Origin of the sequence: Methanopyrus kandleri AV19 (assembly GCF_000007185.1) — an archaeon.
Taxonomy (GTDB): domain Archaea; phylum JAADCQ01; class Methanopyri; order Methanopyrales; family Methanopyraceae; genus Methanopyrus; species Methanopyrus kandleri.
On record NC_003551.1, the window covers coordinates 436,609 to 452,155 of the forward strand.

The following is a 15,547-nucleotide window of genomic DNA, read 5'->3' on the forward strand; positions in this document are numbered from 1 at the left end:
TGGGGGTTTCATATTGAGTAAGATCATCATGCGACCTCAGGTTACTATCGAAGATGATTGGATAATATTCGAGGGCGAAGAGGGATTCGTAAGGCTTCCAAAGGACCCATATAAGGTTATCGAAGACTTTGAGGAGTATGGATACTTCTTCGACGAAGAACATCGGCGCGACTTTGCGGCCATGTACATGACGCTGATAGTCGAACAAACCCCCGTCCTGCTCGTCGGTCCTCCGGGTACGGGTAAGACGAAGCTCGTCCGTCTTATCGGCGAGCTGTACGACGTTCCAGTAGTGGTCATGCGTGGCCACCAGGAGGCGCGAGAGCAGGAGTTCATAGGAGGTGTCGACGTGGCCGCCCTCCCAGTCGCCGATAAGATCGCCGAGGAGTACACCGAGGTCGGAAATATGGAGTACGAGGAGGCCATTGAGGCACTTAAGGAATTCATTTACGTAGGCGGCTACCTCAAGGACGTGGTGAACGACGCTCGACGCCGTGGAGCGTGTCTGTTCTTCATCGATGAAGTTAACCGATTCCCAGGTTATATGATCCCAACGCTCATCCATATCTTCGAAAAAGACACCGAAGTTATCTACATCCCGCACTCCCCAATCGATTTCGGGGAAACGGGAGCCATAATGCGAATAGGCGCGCTCAACCCAGAAGGTAAAGGCACTACTAACTTCGACGAAGCTCTTCTAAGGCGCGTTGAACTCGTCCCGTGGGGCGAATACGACGTAGAAATTTACAAACGTATAGCCATCGAGTCAGCTCGACAGATCATCGAGCTGACTAAGATGGCCGAGGAAGTGCTGGAAGATCTAGCGTCCCTGATCAAGGACATGGGTAAAGGTGTCGACGTCGCTAAGGACGTGGCGCAGACGGTCGCTATAGGTATTAAAATGGGATACGACGTGGATACAGTCGCCAGGAACGTGGCTAATAAGATCCTGGGCGATATGTTATTAGACTCTGAAAAAGCCGAGGAGTTCGAGGCTCGAAGGAACGCCCTAGAACGTAAGATCAAGGAGAAGCTCAAACCCGTGTTTAAGTCCTGACTAACCCGAATCGGGTGAAAAGGCAGCCTTGACTTTCAAAACCGAAATACGATTGGAAGAGGCTACCGAAGTAGTAGGAGAGCTTATGGAGCGACTCAAGCGTAGGGGCGACGTCCACGCCCCGCCCGACCTACCCGAGGGATTTTTCCGGAAGCTGACCGTATTAGCGGATGGTGACTCCGTAGACCTCCAGACGTTCGTAGACATGGCGATTAGACACTTCGCCCGGCACGGCTACAAGAAGCCGCTCGATGCGTACGAACGCGTGATGGTGGCACGCGCTATCGTAGCGGAAGAACTCGCTAAGATTCTGTTCAAGGAGGAAGCTGACGAAGAAGCCGTCGAGTCCCTCCGGAAGTTCATCCCACACGCGAGCGAGGAGGTTCGTGAAGAGCTAGAGTCACTGGTCGACGTTGATGAAGCAGACATCCGAGAAGAACCCAACCGGGAAGATCTCGAACGTGTCCTTGAGACGTTCGGTTCGCAGCTATCCGACGAGGCGATCATGGACCTACTAAAGACCGCCATCTTCGGACCCGAGAAGAAGCGCATGCTTGAGAACATTACCGATGAGCAGATGGTGGGAAGCCTCCTTCAGCAGCACGTTCCACGTTCGGTGATCGAGAAACTAGCCGAGCAGGGCAGATTAGACGTTCTCAACCGATTAGGGTCACCCATCGAGAGCAAGGTCGAAGCCATAGCCTCACCTCACGCTTCGGACTCGTACTCGACGGATCAAGAGGAACTTGAGAAGGCGTTCTCGGACGAGGCGTTCAACCGGCAGGCTCGGCAGATGTTCTCGGAGCTCGCCCGACGGCTCAACGAACTCGCCGAACAGGTGGGTGTTGAACAAGCCCTGGAGCGCGCTAAGCGCGTTTCCGAGGCCATCCAAGCCGCCAACGACCGATGGGAGCGCGCCGCTAAAATGTTTGAAAGGGCGATAGAGCGGCAACTCACCGAACGAGGACCGTCGTCCGACCCTGTTGAGGCGTACCGTCGTGGAGCCCCCATGGACCCGAACCACGTCAAGGATGAAGTCGGCCAAGACCCGTCGGACTACACGGCATCGCTAGAACAGGCTCAATTCGTGGTCGAAGGTATCGAGCGACGTGGCAAGTTCAGGAACCCACTCCTGAGCACGGTTCAGGCCAACGACATGATCAAGTCGATCCCGAATCTCTCCGACGACCAATTCCGTCAGCAGGTGAGGAACCTATTGAGATCCACGATGGGAGAGCTCGAAGAGTGGGCGAAGGACGTAGGACAGGATGTAGTGCGACGAGTTCTGGAAGAGCTGAAACGAGCTGAGGAACATGGGTACTACGTACCGGAGGAACTGAAGGAGCGGATGGAGGAGCTCCTTCAAGACTTGCAGGAGGGACCAGAGGAGCGGGAAGCTGAGGGTGACGGCGAAGGTCCTTCAGCCGGTGCTTCGGAGTCCCCTTCGTTCGTATCCGAGGAAGGAGGCGGAGGAGAGCCAACCGAAGGGGAGAGTGGCCCGACACCGACGGAGAGTGCCTCAGGAGTCGGCAAGGGTGGAGATCCCGCCTTCACGATCGACCGATCGTTCCCCGAGCGCAAGAAGTTCCTCAAGATTCTACAGAGCGAATCGCTGAAGATCCTGGATGAAGGTCACGAGATATCGCGCGAGTTCGAGGACGTCGAGGAGGGAGAAGCGAAGGCGCACTTCGGGTGGCTGTACGGTTTCGATAAAGCCGACTTCCTGTCCGACGTGGATTGGGAGCGCAGCTTGGAGGAGGGTTACTTCAAGAACGTCCCACTCACGCTGTACCGCCGTGAGTTCCGCAACAAGGACGAACCGAAGGTGGCCATCCTGCTCGACTCGAGCGGATCTATGAGCGGGGACAAGATGGAGGTAGCTGCGACACTGGCGGCTGCTCTGTTCGAGACCGTGGGGATAGAAAACATCGGCCTGTGGGCGTTCAGATCGGAGGTCCATCAACTCAAGGACTTCGAAGAAGTGATCAATCGAAGGAAGCTCATCGAGAAGATACTAGGGATACCCGCCGGAGGTGGTACCGACCCCGTAAAACCGCTGATCAAAGTGCTAGACTCACTAGAAAACGTGGATTACGATAAATGCAAGATCATTTACATAACGGACGCAATATTCATGCACGATGACTTCATTCGGATCAGAAACTTGCTAAGTGATCGTGACGACGTTGAACTGTACGCGCTACTAATTAAGGACGAATTCGAACACACGGGACCAACAATTTTCAAACGCATAACAGAAGAATTCGATGGAGGAGTAGTCCAGGTTAATCCGAGAGATCGTGAAGGTGTCCGCGAGAAACTCCGTCAGTTCGTTGACATGATATCGGACTAGCCGACTAACGCCCGCTCCACTGCCTGCATTGTTTCCATGGCATCCTCTCGGATATCCTCGTACCATACCGAGCATTCACGCCTGCTCGTTTTTACCACCATCCTATCCCGGTGCAAGCTCACGTTAATCATACCGCGTACGTCCATGCTTAGGCTTCTGAGGAAGTTATGAGCTAGAATGATCTCATTAACGTAGTCTGGATACAGTTCTCCGAGCGGGGCTCGATACGAGATACCTTCCTTTTCCCAACTACGACGAAACTTTGTATGGAACTCACGGAATAGGTACTTCGAGTAATTATGTTCAAGTAATACAACGTCAGTTACGCCAGCGTGAATCATCTGTGATGCTGCCTCTACGCTATGCCAATTTTCTAAAATGGATTCAACGCTCTTTGGGAAGAATGCCTCACAGCCCAGCGAATTGACCCAACCTACCGCGCAACTAACCTCAAGTTCTTTCAGTCTTTCCATATATTCCTTGTACGTATCATAGTGACGATCATCCACGAAACTTATCACGGCCATTTCGTCGTCCATTTTCCTCGTCATAAACGTCTTGTGCGTCACTCGAAACTTTCTGATCCCCGATCGCATCAGCTGAGCGATGAACTGCGTCGGGATCGCTGTCTCTGCGATCATTTTCACATCGACCGCTCCGGAAGTACCCACGAATTTAAGGTCTAAACTGTTATCGTCTCCTTCAACCACCTCGAACCTCTCGAGACCGGAGAGTTCATCATCCGCGATTTTAGCCAGGTGGGCTAGTGATTTAAGGAAGGGTGACATGAAAGGTCTCTTGACGCAAACTTCGACAGTTTCATCTGGCAACGAGACCCGGATGGTGCTTCGATCCTCAACTACGGGGATCACGTCGAAGTTGACGTTGAACTCACGTGATAACGCCGAGAGTAGGGGTTCGATGTTCGCGTACATGGTGAAGGTGCTCCCCACCCTACTGGATGCAGTCGTTGAAGAGGTCAACGCCGATAAAGATCATTCGGAAACCTTTCGGACGGAGCCGTGGTCCGGGCAGCCGGACGAGGTCGTGGAAACGAGGTATATCCAGCTGGTACGGCGGCTCGTAGGGGAAGGGCGAAACGTCGTGCTCGTAGGCGAGCCAGGGGTGGGGAAATCCACGACGGCGATAGCGGCCTGTGAGAAACCAGTCCCGATAGTGTTGACTTTCGGTGGAAACCTACCGGTTTCCATACTTAAAACTTTCGTCAACACGCTACGTGTGACGGGTCCGCGGAGGTGGATCTCCGTCGATGCCGTAGTAGTGGGCGACGCGGTGATCGAGGGCAAGGTCCGACGGCTTCCCCTGATCGATGAAGTCGTGGTGTTCTCGGTGACGATAGTTACGTGGTGTCTAACGCGGGCTCTGAAGATCCCGATCATCGCCATGCTGGCCACCGACAAGAAGTACTACGCCGAGGCCCGGAAAATCTTGGAGCTCGCGGGATTCGAGGTTGTCGAGATCAAACCCGATAAGCACACCGTCGAGGAAGTCCTGCGCGCGCATGGACTCCAAGGTTCCCCGAGGACAGACAATCCTCGGGAAGAGCTCAAGAGGTTCTCCGAGCGATCGTCCAACCACTCTCAGTCCGACGAATGAGTCCTCTGGATTCCATCGACTCGAGCCGACGCTTGAGCCTACTACGAGCGATTCGGAGTCTACGGGCGAGTTCCTCGGTACTCACGGACCCCTTCTCGTAGAGTTCGTTCATGATCCGCTGCTCCAGCACGCGGCCGGTGAAGGGACAGCCGTCGTACTCCCGACATTCGATTCCGAGCATACACACCACTTTATCCAAGTATCTTCGAATATCGTACAGTGGTGACCACGTCATCGGGGAGATACAGCAGCTCTTTACCAGTACGTCTTCAGGGAGTTTCGACCGCACTGTCTTGTATATGAGTTCCAACCTGTCCAGTGGCGAAAGAGGCCCCCGGGCTGGGTCTTGAGCTGGGTTGAATTGGACGATCCTTTTTCGAGGGTTAAGAGCGAGAATCGACAGGATCCGTTCCGCGTCGGCCTCAGGAGGAACACCGGGTAGTCCGACGACCCCGCCCACGAACGTCACTTCGAGCCCGTGTTCGTGACACCATCGCACGACACGCCAAAACTCCTCGAATCCGCGACGACGCCCCGTGATCGCCTCCCATTCCTCTGGTGTGCGGCCCGAAAGGCTGAGTTTCAGATAGTCCAGGCCGGCGCGCTGGAGGTCTTCTAGTAGATCGAGTGGGATGAGAGGGCCCGTTCCGACACCCACGTCGACCCCTAGTTCCAGCTTGATGAGCTCCACGGCCTCCACAAGGTCCGTATCGAGCGTATGGGGTGAGGCTCCCTGAATTACGACTTCACGATTCCCCGCTTTAACCCGCTTTTCCGCCTCACGGAGGATCTCCTCCGGTGTCAGCTCGACGTGATCTCGCACTAGGTTGTAGTAGCAGAACTTGCACCTCATGTCGCACCTAGTCGTCGCCACTATGCTTCCCGTCCGCGTTTTGGACCGACCCGTGATCACGCGGAGGAACGCCTCGACTTCCGGACCGTCCGTAGACAATCGAACGGGTTCGTTACGGTATTCGTAGTCGGTGTTCGGCCGTACCAGCTCCAGGAACCCCTCCTCGGTGAGGGCGAACCCGCGATGAGTCGGCTCGATAAGCCCCTCATCACGGAGGTCGTTAACGGTCTTGCTGATGAGACCCCGGTTACCGCTCACCTCGTCCATGAGTTCACGGCGGGAGAGCGGACCCTTCTCCGCGAGTGTGCGGAGTACGCGCTCCCGAAGGTCACCACCATGTTTTCGAGAACGCCTCATAGTCCTGGACCCTTCGGACTCCGGTGATTTCCCCGTTCCGTACGACCACCGAGCCCGGAATCGGGTAGCAGTTATAGTTGCTGGCCATAGATTCGCAGTAGGCACCGGCGGACAGGAACACCACGAGGTCGCCCTCCGAAATATCGATGGGAAGCTCCCGGTCTTCGGCGAGTACATCCCCACTCTCGCACAGCGGGCCAGCCACGGAGGCCTTCTCGGTGGCCGAGTAATCGCCACCGTGAACGACGACCTCGTGGTAAGCATCGTAAAGAGCTGGTCGTATCAGGGCGTTCATACCGGTGTCAACGAAAACCCACCTCCGACGTCCCCGTTTGACCTGTCTGACGCTTGTGACCAGGATCCCGGCTTCACCCACTATGCTCCGACCGGGCTCGAGGTACAGGTCGAACCCCGACGACTCGGAGTGAAGCTCTTTCAGGTCCTCCTGGAGTTCCTCCGCCAGATCGTGAGGAGACGGTACCTCCTCACCTCGGCGGTACCGAATCCCGAGCCCACCGCCGATGTTTAGGTACGAGATTTCCTCGATCAGTCCGGTGTCCTCGAGAAACGTTCGGACGGATCTCAACGCCTCTGAAAACGGCCTCAAATCGGTGATTTGGGAGCCTATATGGTAGTGAAGCCCCAGGAACTCGACCCACTCCGATTCGATCATCCGCCTGCAGACTCGTTCGGCGATTTCCAGCTCAACACCGAACTTCGACCCTTCGACCGCGGTGGCGATGTGAGAGTGGGTATCGGGACTCACCTTCGGGTTGACCCTGAGCGCCACTAAGGCCCTCTCACCTTCATGCCGCGCGATTTTTTCGATACGTTGGAACTCCTCGAAGGAGTCGACGTTGATCACCCACGAGCGTTCCACGGCCGCGCGGATCTCATCCGAGGACTTCGCGTTGCCGTTGACCACCACTGTCTCCGCTCCCGCGTTGACCGCGACCTTCATCTCCCACAGCGACACCACGTCTGCGGCTCGAGTCTCGTCTACGATGTGTTCGACGAGGTATGGGTTGAAGTTCGCTTTCATCGCGTAGCATACGTACACGCGATCCGGGAACCAAGAAAACGCCTCCTGATATTCGCGGGCGGCCTTTACGGGCAGCATCCGCGTCGTAGACGTACACCGGTGTCCTCGTACCGGCCTCCTCCAGGATGTCGTCGAGCTCTCGACCACTGACTTTAACCACCGCTACGTGTTCCGTTTCTATCATTGCGGGACTACCCCTTCAAGTTGGCGACCAGTAGCTCCACCGACTTAGGTCCGATGCCACTCCGGTCCGCCCAGGCGGCTAGGAAGACCCCTAAGTCGTCCGGAGTTCGGCCGAAGGTGTAGGCGGCGACACAACCCAAAGCTTCGAGGTCGCGTTTAAGACGTTCGAAGCCCAGCGGGTCGAGGAAGATTTCACCCTGGGTGAAGGCGTCGACGGCCTCCATGGGGTTCTCCACGGGACGCACGGAGACGGGCTCTTCGTCCGCGTATTGGGCCTGAATGCGCTCCACCACGAACTTCCCCAGTTCTTCTATCAGCTCCTTACCCTCCGGAGATTCCGGGTCGACCACCTCAACGTCGCATCGCTCGAGGACGCTCTCCAGGTACCCCTGCAGATTATCGAGATCCCAATCCTCACCCCTACTCATACCGCGGACTATGAGGACGTCTACGTCATCCAATAGCGGCCGCGAGCCCTCGAAAGCGTCCAGTTCCATCATGATCTTCTTGGCGAGTCGATGAATGTGGATCGGGGTGCCGGGCACGATCAACTCCCCAGTTCCTTCCTTAGCTCTCCCATGGTAGTCACACGTTCCGCGAACGCGTCGTGTTTGTGGATGGACTCCTTGTTCACCTGGCGGACTATCACTACAGCGTCGTCGGGAAGGTAGTCGAACCGTTCGACAATTCGCCTGATCATCTCGCGGACGCAATCCTCGACGAATTTCGGGTTCTCACACGCAGAGCACGTGACCTTAAGCTCATCGGGTCTTTTCAGTAGCTCGTAGGTCGGGGCGCTCATGGACTCCTCTATTATTTCAATGATATCGTTGATGCTCACCCTATGCACGTCGGACACTTCGATGAGTATAGTCCCCACTCCTCGCTGATTATGGGTCATAGGATGCACATCCTCACGCACTATCTTCTTGGCGAGATCTTCCGCCTCTTCCTCTTCCAAGTCGAGTTCTTCCATTAACCTGTGCTTCACGCGTTCTTTACCGTGCTCGCGCATCATTTCGAGGGCGCACGGACACGCTGTCAGTCCGACTACCTCGGCTCCGACCATCTTCCTAGTCTCGATGCCGTTATCGGTCCTCTTGGACACCGCACGACCGATGATTTTGTAAGGTTCTTGAGTCGGGAGCTTCGTCACCGGAGTCCGCCGGGATAGTATTAGTTCGCCGGTCATGTAAACCTCCGATCGCGTCGCGTAATCATGACGTTCCAGGAGTCTTCGGGATATCCGCGAGCAGAGGTCTTCAATGACGGTGTCACTCCCCTCAACCGACATCTCAAGCTCCTCGAGGACTTCCTGTAACACCTCGTGACTGCGTGACATATGGATCCCTTTCTGGTGAGCGGGGAGATCCACGAACAGGTTGAACGTGGACACGAGTACGATGGAGCGCTTCCCGCGACGCGGTATTTTTACGAGCTTCTTTATCCCGCTGATCCCGACCCGGGTGAGGTGAGCCGGGATCTGAGGGTCGGCACTCTGAACATCGGGGAAGCAAGACCGCAAAGGGTACCCTCCCCTAAGGAGGTACGGCGCTCTTTATACGGTAGTTCACTATTCGGACCGGAGGAACGTATCACGTCGGGGGTGCCAGGCTTGCCAATTAAGCTCCGCGTAGAAAAAGCCTATCCCGAGGACGTGGGTAAGCGCGCGGTACGCATGGATAAAGCCTCGCGGGATCGTATTGGAGTCTCAGAAGGAGATCTCGTCAAAATCACCGGGTCGAAGACCACGGTAGCACGCGTCCTGCCGGCGAAGAAGGAGGATGTCGGTAAAGGAATAGTGAGGATGGACAAGTACGAGCGGCAGAATGCTGGGGCCTCCGTAGGCGAGCCAGTTGAGGTAGACCGGGCCGAAGAGAAAGTCGCCAAGCGCGTCGAACTGATGCCCACGGAGCGTGTAGTCGTTCCGGTCCAGGCTGGGCTAAAAGAAGAGGTCGAAGAGGAACTGACCCGAGAACACGAGCAGGACATCCTGGAGCAGATCAAGCGGTACCTACGGTCACGTGCTCAGCAGACGCCGATTCCCGCGACACACCGGGACGTGATCCCGCTGGAAGTTCAAGGCAAGACCATCGCGGGACACGTGTTGATCAAGTTCCCGGACAGCCTGCTCGTCGTCGGGATCGAGCCCGAAGACGCCACCGTGATCGGTCCCGAAACCGAGATCGAGGTCAAACCGTATTCGGAGGACCTCGCGAAAGCCGCGGAAATCCCGGACGTGACGTATGACGACATCGGAGGACTGGACCGAGAGATCGAGCTCATCCGGGAGTACGTCGAGCTCCCGCTCAAGCGACCGGAACTTCTCAAAGAATTAGGGATCAAGCCGCCGAAGGGCGTGCTACTCTACGGCCCGCCTGGTACCGGCAAGACCCTACTCGCCAAGGCCGTAGCGAACGAATGCGGGGCGAAGTTCTACTCTATCAACGGGCCGGAGATCATGAGCAAATATTACGGCGAGAGCGAAGCGAGGATCCGTGAGGTCTTCGAGGAGGCCCGTAAGAACGCCCCGGCGATAATCTACATCGACGAGATCGACGCGATCGCTCCCAAGCGCGGGGAGACCGGCGAGGTCGAACGGCGGGTCGTCGCGCAACTGCTCACCCTCATGGACGGACTGTCCGAAGACGAGCGTGTGGTCGTACTGGCCTCGACGAACCGCCCTGACGACATCGATCCCGCACTTCGAAGACCAGGACGGTTCGACAAAGAGATCGAGATCGGAGTGCCGGATAAGGAAGGCAGGAAGGAAATCCTCCAAATTCACACCCGCGATATGCCGCTGGCCGACGACGTCGACCTGGACAAGCTGGCAGAACTCACCCACGGTTTCACAGGTGCGGATCTCGAGGCCCTCTGTAAGAGCGCTGGACTGAAGGCTCTGCGCAGGGCAATCCGAAAGATCGGCGCCAAGTTGGCCGAAAAGGGTGAAAAGGAGGAGAGAGAAGTCGCCGTCAAGGTCTCGGAGCTGTCGGACGAGGAGCTCATGGAGGTACTGGAGAAGGGCCTGGATCGCGCTAGGATTCCGGAAGAGAAGAAACGCGCACTCCGCCGCGTTCTAAGGGAGGCCGAGGAAGAGGAGAAGGAAGAGGTCGCGTACACCGACGCGCTGGATAAAGTGCTCGAAGCCGAGGAGCTGCCCGAGATCCGGGAGGAGCTGAAGGTCACTATGCGCGACTTCATGGAGGCGCTGAAGGAGATCGAACCATCGGCGCTGCGCGAAGTCATTGTCGAAGTGCCGGACGTATCGTGGGACGATGTGGGAGGACTCGAGGATGTCAAGCAGGAGTTGAAGGAAGCCGTCGAATACCCGCTTAAGTACCCGGAAGTGTACGAGAAACTCGGCACGAGACCTCCTAAGGGCATACTGCTTTACGGCCCGCCTGGTACCGGCAAGACCCTACTCGCCAAGGCCGTAGCGAACGAGTCGGATGCCAACTTCATCGCCGTCAGGGGACCTGAAGTTCTCAGTAAATGGGTAGGTGAGTCGATCCCGGGCGACGAGGTCGTCTGGGCGAAGGTCGACGGAGAGGCTAAGCTGATACCCATCGAGGACCTCTACGAGCTGTGGAAGGAGGGCCGGGACGTCGAGGTCGCAGCACTGACGGAGGAGGGTGTCGTCTGGTCGTCAGTGGATCGAGTCGCCCGGCACCGCCGTCGGACCGGTCTCGTGAAGATCATCACGCGCACGGGTCGGGAGGTCATCGTCACCGAAGACCACTCCGTCTTCACGGTCCGTGACGGCAAGATTGTAGACGTGCCGACCTCAGAGCTGTCGGAAGGAGACTGGATAGTCCTGCCGGCGAGGCTTCCGGCGGGCGACTCGGACGAGATTGACGGAATCAAGATCGATGAGGACCTGGCGTTCCTGCTGGGCCTGTACGTGGCGGAGGGTAGCCTGACGAACCAGAAGGACGCCGTCAGGATCCACAATAAGGACCCTGAAGTTATTGAGGAAATCGACCGAATCGTGCGAGAGAAGGGCTGGGAGGGCCGGTACTATGAGAGTGATCACAGCTACTGGATCAAGAGTCGGAAGCTCAGGCAACTATGTGAGAAGCTGGGCACGAAAGCTCGGGAGAAACGGCTCGGACCGCTTCTGTCACTGAAGCCCGAACTGCTCGCCGCCGCGCTGCGCGGGTACTACACCGGCGACGGATCGTTCTCGGTGAAGCCGCACGGTCGATCTGCGATCATCGAAGCGACCACGGTGAGCAAGCGGCTGGCCGACGAACTCCTCGTCGCGCTGCAGATTCTGGACATCGTGGCGCGCAGGTACGAGTGCGACGACACAAAGGGGAGCACCAGATACCGCGTCATGATCACCAAGTCAGAGTACATCCGCACGTTCGTGGAAAAGGTCGGGTTCGCGCAGTCCGAAAAGAACGAGCGGATCCGGAAGTTCCTGGCGGAGAGGAAGTGGACGAGGGGCCGCTCCGACATTCCGACGGAGCTCATCGGAAGCCCCTACACCTACGTCGAAGTCGAGTACATCTCGGATCGCGTCGCCGCGGACGGTGGTCTCATGAAGGCGGAGCTCGAGCACCTGTACTTCGACAAGATCAAGGAGATCGTACCGCTGGACCGTGACGATGAGTACGTGTACGATGTCGTGGAGGTGAAGCTGGGCCACAACTTCGTCGGAGGCCAGGGAGTCCTGCTGCACAACTCGGAGAAAAAGATCAGGGAGATCTTCCAGAAAGCCCGACAGACCGCCCCGTGCGTGATATTCTTCGACGAGATCGACGCGATCGCTCCCAAACGCGGTACCGAGGTCGGAGGTTCACGCGTCACCGAGCGCATCGTCAACCAGCTGCTGACGGAGATGGACGGTATCGAGGCCACCGAGGACGTCTTCGTGATCGCGGCGACTAACCGTCCGGACATTATCGACGAGGCGCTGTTGAGGCCCGGCCGCTTCGACAGGATAGTGTACGTACCACCGCCGGACGAGGAGGCGATGAAGGAGATCGTGAAGATCCACACCCGAGACATGCCGCTGGCGGAGGACCTAACCGTCGACGATATCGTCGAGATACTCCGAAGGAGAGAACGCGAAGAGGACGCGAAGTACACCGGTGCCGATATCGAGGCCGTCTGCATGGAGGCGGCGATGTTGGCACTCCGCGAGGTGCTCGATGAGCTGGAGAGGATTGAGAAGGAATCGGAGACCGAGGAAGAACTTGAGGCCAGAAAGGAAGCATTACTCGAGGAGCTTCGAGTGGAGCGTAGACACTTCGAGAAAGCCGTCGAGAAAGTACCGCCTTCCGTCCCCAAGGAGAAGCTGGAGGAGTACGAGAAACTGAAGGAAGAGTACCAGCGCCTCGCGGGGTGACTTCGGTCCTCGCTCCTTCTCACCGATCACATGCTCCTGCGCCTGTGCAGGTGGCTCAGGCTGTTAGGATACCCCACGGTAGCCGCCCACGAAGTGGTCGATCCTACGAAGGTCGAGGATGAAGACGAAGTGCTGGTGGAATTCTGCCGGGAACACGATGCCCTGCTGATCACGAGGGACAGACAGCTCGCCCGAAGGGCTCGGGCCGTTCTAATCACGGCCGATAGCGTACCGGAACAGATAGCCGAGGTGTTAGAGTTCCTAGGAGACGAAGCTTTCCTAGACCCGGATGAATCACGTTGCCCCGAGTGTAACGCGCGGGTACGACGGGTGACAGCTGAAAATCCGGGACCGTTCGAAGTGACGTGGGAATGCCCGGAGTGTCGGCGTAAGTACTGGGTCGGCGGGCATTGGCGAGATATGGAGGAGACTATCGACCGCGTAAAGAAAGCCCTACGCCGAGTTCAAAGGGGGCATCTACGTGGGTGAAAAATTAACGTTGGAGGAAGGGGAGTTCCTAGTTCGCCTTGCGCGGAAAGCAATCGTACATTACCTTGAGTCCGGCAAAAAGATCGAGGAAAAGCCTCCAACTCAACGACTCGCAGAAAAGCGCGGAGTCTTCGTCACGCTTAAGAAGTACCCGGACGACGAACTGAGAGGCTGCATCGGGTTTCCGGAACCCATCAAGCCCCTGGTGGAAGCCACCGTAGAGGCCGCAATCAGTGCGGCCACCGGCGATCCGCGGTTCCCGCCTATGCGCGACCCTTCGGAGATGGAGGAGATCAAGATAGAGGTCAGCGTGTTAACACCACCTAAGAAACTGGAGGTCGATAACCCGAAAGAGTACGTCGAGAAAATCGAGATCGGAAGACACGGTATCATAGTGCGCCGCGGAGCCCGATCGGGGCTCTTGCTGCCGCAGGTACCAGTGGAGGAAGGTTGGGACGAAATAGAGTTCCTGTCTCACGCCTGCCTGAAGGCGGGTTTACCACCGGACTGGTGGTGTTCTCCGGACTGCGAAATCTACGTGTTCGAAGCGCAGGTGTTCGAGGAAGAGGAGCCGGAAGGGCCGGTCCGGGAAAGGGATCTAGCCGAGGAGCAGTGAACCGCTGATCCGGAAGGCCTCGAAGGCTTCCGCGTACTTGACACCTATCTCCATCCCACGGAACTCCGCGGTCTTCATCACCATTTCCTCACTGATCGCCCCGCGTTCGACTTGGGAGCGGTGTACCCTGACAGCTTCCAGCTTCTTCTCCAGCACGTCGGTGACGTCGACGTAAACTACGGGTTGAAACCCCACCGTGGAGGGTCCTTCCCCCATCAGCACGGTCACTTCGGGGAACTTGCTGACGGCCGATGTTACTATTCGAAACGTGCGGCGATGGTCTTGGTGCGTGTCATTGGGGGAGTGTGTGAACACAACGTCTGGCTCGAACTTCGAGATCAGTGCCCGGACGGCATCGATACTCTCGGGATCGACGGAGATCCTGCCGTCTTCATGGTTCAAGAATTCGACTCGATCGACACCGAGACATTTGGCACCCTCGATGGCCTCACGCTCCCGGACCTCCTCGTCGCCGCCGTTGTTTCCCTTGCTCATTATTACTTCGATAACTCTGTGCCCCGCGGAGGAAAGCTTACGCACGGTCCCTCCACAATGAACTTCCATGTCGTCTGGGTGTGCAAATACCGTCATTACGATCAATCATGATCGTCCCCCTCCGAGGCGCGAGTGGTCCTGTACCAAACGTTACCACGGATCGCAAGCCAGATCAGGCCGTACACGGCGGCCCATTCGACGAAGAACGTCCACATGAACTGACAGGGCATAACCGCGAGAGCCCAGAGTGGCCCTCTACGGTTCGAACATTCGAGTGCAGCAAGGACCGAGTAGATCATGCGACCGGCGAGAGAGATCAGTATCGTCCATGGATACACCAACGGGAGAATATAAGTGGTGAGGAACGACGCCAAGAGCGATCCCAGGACGAAGACGGCGAACCCTATTCCGGGAAGGTTCCGAGATCGAAGTGCCTCCGCACAGGCTTGGTACATCCCCGCCCACCAACGTGACTGCTGGAAGAAGTTCTCCTTCAGGCTGGCCGGGTCGTCCATCCACACCTCCAAATCAGGTCGGTATACGAACCCGACCTTCCGCCACGTGTGGATAAGACCGAGTGTGACGTCCTCCGCGAGATTTTCCGGAAGACCCTCTTCAAGGAGGAACGTCGCCTTGAACAAGGTGCCGGTGGTGAAAACGGGGGCTGACCCGACGACGTTCCCCCAGAATGATATCCCAGAACTGACGACGTCGAACTGAAGCCCCACCATCAACCCTGTCAGGTTCCTTCCACAGTAGCGGATTCTACCGAAGGCTAGGGTAGCGTCCTCCTCGAGCAGCTCACGAATGTAGCGGTCGGAACCGAGCTCGTCCCCGGCGTCGATGAGGAATACGTAGTCGGCGCGGGCACTCACGCGCTTCAGGGCGTTGTTAACCGTCTCACCCTTGACGTTGCCTCCCGCCTTCACCACTTCCACGATATCGTCGTCGGCGAACCGCCGCGAGAACCGTCTGTGATCGTCTTCCGTCCCGGCGGCGATCACCACTTTCTCGATTTCGACGCCCTTCTGCGATAAGACGGAACGGAGAGGTTTCTCCACAGCTTCCACTGATTCGTGCTTAGCTGGTATCAGTACGACGATGCGTTCCAACGGGGGTTCCCCGGAGG

12 protein-coding genes and 1 pseudogene are annotated in these 15,547 nt (G+C 57.2%); 6 read left to right on the top strand and 7 right to left on the bottom strand.

Features of this window, described 5'->3' with window-relative positions:
- Nucleotides 1-13: 13 nt before the first annotated feature.
- Both MK_RS02555 and MK_RS02560 read left to right on the top strand, forming a co-directional pair.
- Complete coding sequence (locus MK_RS02555) at nucleotides 14-1,057, top strand: AAA family ATPase (RefSeq protein ID WP_148679511.1); 1,044 nt, start codon at nucleotides 14-16, stop codon at nucleotides 1,055-1,057.
- A gap of 28 nt (nucleotides 1,058-1,085) precedes the next feature.
- Nucleotides 1,086-3,410, top strand: coding sequence for a VWA domain-containing protein (locus MK_RS02560; RefSeq protein ID WP_148679512.1), 2,325 nt, complete (start codon nucleotides 1,086-1,088; stop codon nucleotides 3,408-3,410).
- Here MK_RS02560 and MK_RS02565 read toward each other — a convergent pair.
- Nucleotides 3,407-4,345, bottom strand: a complete 939-nt coding sequence (locus MK_RS02565; RefSeq protein ID WP_148679513.1) for a hypothetical protein — start codon at nucleotides 4,343-4,345, stop codon at nucleotides 3,407-3,409. The two genes, MK_RS02560 and MK_RS02565, sit on opposite strands and share 4 nt — an antisense overlap.
- Between MK_RS02565 and MK_RS02570 the strand changes: the two genes are divergently transcribed.
- On the top strand, nucleotides 4,332-5,027 hold the full coding sequence (locus tag MK_RS02570; RefSeq protein ID WP_148679514.1) for a hypothetical protein: 696 nt from the start codon (nucleotides 4,332-4,334) through the stop codon (nucleotides 5,025-5,027). The two genes, MK_RS02565 and MK_RS02570, sit on opposite strands and share 14 nt — an antisense overlap.
- Here the strand turns inward: MK_RS02570 and MK_RS02575 are convergent.
- From MK_RS02575 to mptA, 4 genes are all read right to left on the bottom strand, one after another.
- Nucleotides 4,978-6,237 carry a radical SAM protein gene (locus tag MK_RS02575; protein ID WP_148679515.1) on the bottom strand — a complete coding sequence of 420 codons (1,260 nt, stop codon included), beginning with the start codon at nucleotides 6,235-6,237 and terminating at the stop codon, nucleotides 4,978-4,980. The genes MK_RS02570 and MK_RS02575 overlap by 50 nt on opposite strands.
- A complete protein-coding gene (gene lysA / locus MK_RS02580; protein ID WP_148679516.1) occupies nucleotides 6,209-7,357 on the bottom strand; it encodes a diaminopimelate decarboxylase in 1,149 nt (382 codons plus the stop codon). Before lysA ends, MK_RS02575 begins: the two co-directional genes overlap by 29 nt.
- A gap of 113 nt (nucleotides 7,358-7,470) precedes the next feature.
- Nucleotides 7,471-8,007: a DUF2120 family protein gene (locus MK_RS02585; RefSeq protein ID WP_158295893.1), complete on the bottom strand. Its 537-nt coding sequence runs from the start codon at nucleotides 8,005-8,007 to the stop codon at nucleotides 7,471-7,473.
- Nucleotides 8,008-8,009: 2 nt separating this feature from the next.
- On the bottom strand, nucleotides 8,010-8,987 hold the full coding sequence (gene mptA, locus MK_RS02590; protein ID WP_011018855.1) for a GTP cyclohydrolase MptA: 978 nt from the start codon (nucleotides 8,985-8,987) through the stop codon (nucleotides 8,010-8,012).
- Between the two features lie 90 nt (nucleotides 8,988-9,077).
- Here mptA and MK_RS09390 point away from each other — a divergent pair, with 90 nt between their 5' ends.
- The 3 genes and pseudogenes from MK_RS09390 to MK_RS02605 all read left to right on the top strand — a co-directional run bounded on the left by MK_RS09390 (nucleotide 9,078) and on the right by MK_RS02605 (nucleotide 13,923).
- On the top strand, nucleotides 9,078-12,818 hold the full coding sequence (locus tag MK_RS09390; protein ID WP_158295894.1) for an AAA family ATPase: 3,741 nt from the start codon (nucleotides 9,078-9,080) through the stop codon (nucleotides 12,816-12,818).
- Between the two features lie 27 nt (nucleotides 12,819-12,845).
- Nucleotides 12,846-13,307, top strand: a pseudogene (locus MK_RS02600) (Mut7-C RNAse domain-containing protein); the annotation flags it as partial.
- Nucleotides 13,300-13,923 (top strand): TIGR00296 family protein, encoded by a 624-nt coding sequence (locus MK_RS02605; protein ID WP_011018858.1) that lies wholly within the window; start codon nucleotides 13,300-13,302, stop codon nucleotides 13,921-13,923. The pseudogene MK_RS02600 and the gene MK_RS02605, both read left to right, overlap by 8 nt.
- Here MK_RS02605 and MK_RS02610 read toward each other — a convergent pair.
- Entirely contained in the window at nucleotides 13,906-14,514 is a 609-nt protein-coding gene (locus tag MK_RS02610; RefSeq protein WP_226988706.1) for a PIG-L deacetylase family protein, read from the bottom strand. The two genes, MK_RS02605 and MK_RS02610, sit on opposite strands and share 18 nt — an antisense overlap.
- 5 nt (nucleotides 14,515-14,519) lie before the next feature.
- On the bottom strand, nucleotides 14,520-15,530 hold the full coding sequence (locus MK_RS02615) for a glycosyltransferase (RefSeq protein WP_011018860.1): 1,011 nt from the start codon (nucleotides 15,528-15,530) through the stop codon (nucleotides 14,520-14,522).
- Between the last annotated feature and the right edge of the window lie 17 nt (nucleotides 15,531-15,547).

Bases quoted from the DNA above. Each gene is read 5' to 3' on its own strand.
- lysA (WP_148679516.1), bottom strand. From the start codon at position 7,357: ATGCTGCCCGTAAAGGCCGCCCGCGAATATCAGGAGGCGTTTTCTTGG.
- MK_RS02610 (WP_226988706.1), bottom strand. From the start codon at position 14,514: ATGACGGTATTTGCACACCCAGACGACATGGAAGTTCATTGTGGAGGG.
- MK_RS02575 (WP_148679515.1), bottom strand. From the start codon at position 6,237: ATGAGGCGTTCTCGAAAACATGGTGGTGACCTTCGGGAGCGCGTACTC.
- MK_RS02570 (WP_148679514.1), top strand. From the start codon at position 4,332: ATGTTCGCGTACATGGTGAAGGTGCTCCCCACCCTACTGGATGCAGTC.
- MK_RS02565 (WP_148679513.1), bottom strand. From the start codon at position 4,345: ATGTACGCGAACATCGAACCCCTACTCTCGGCGTTATCACGTGAGTTC.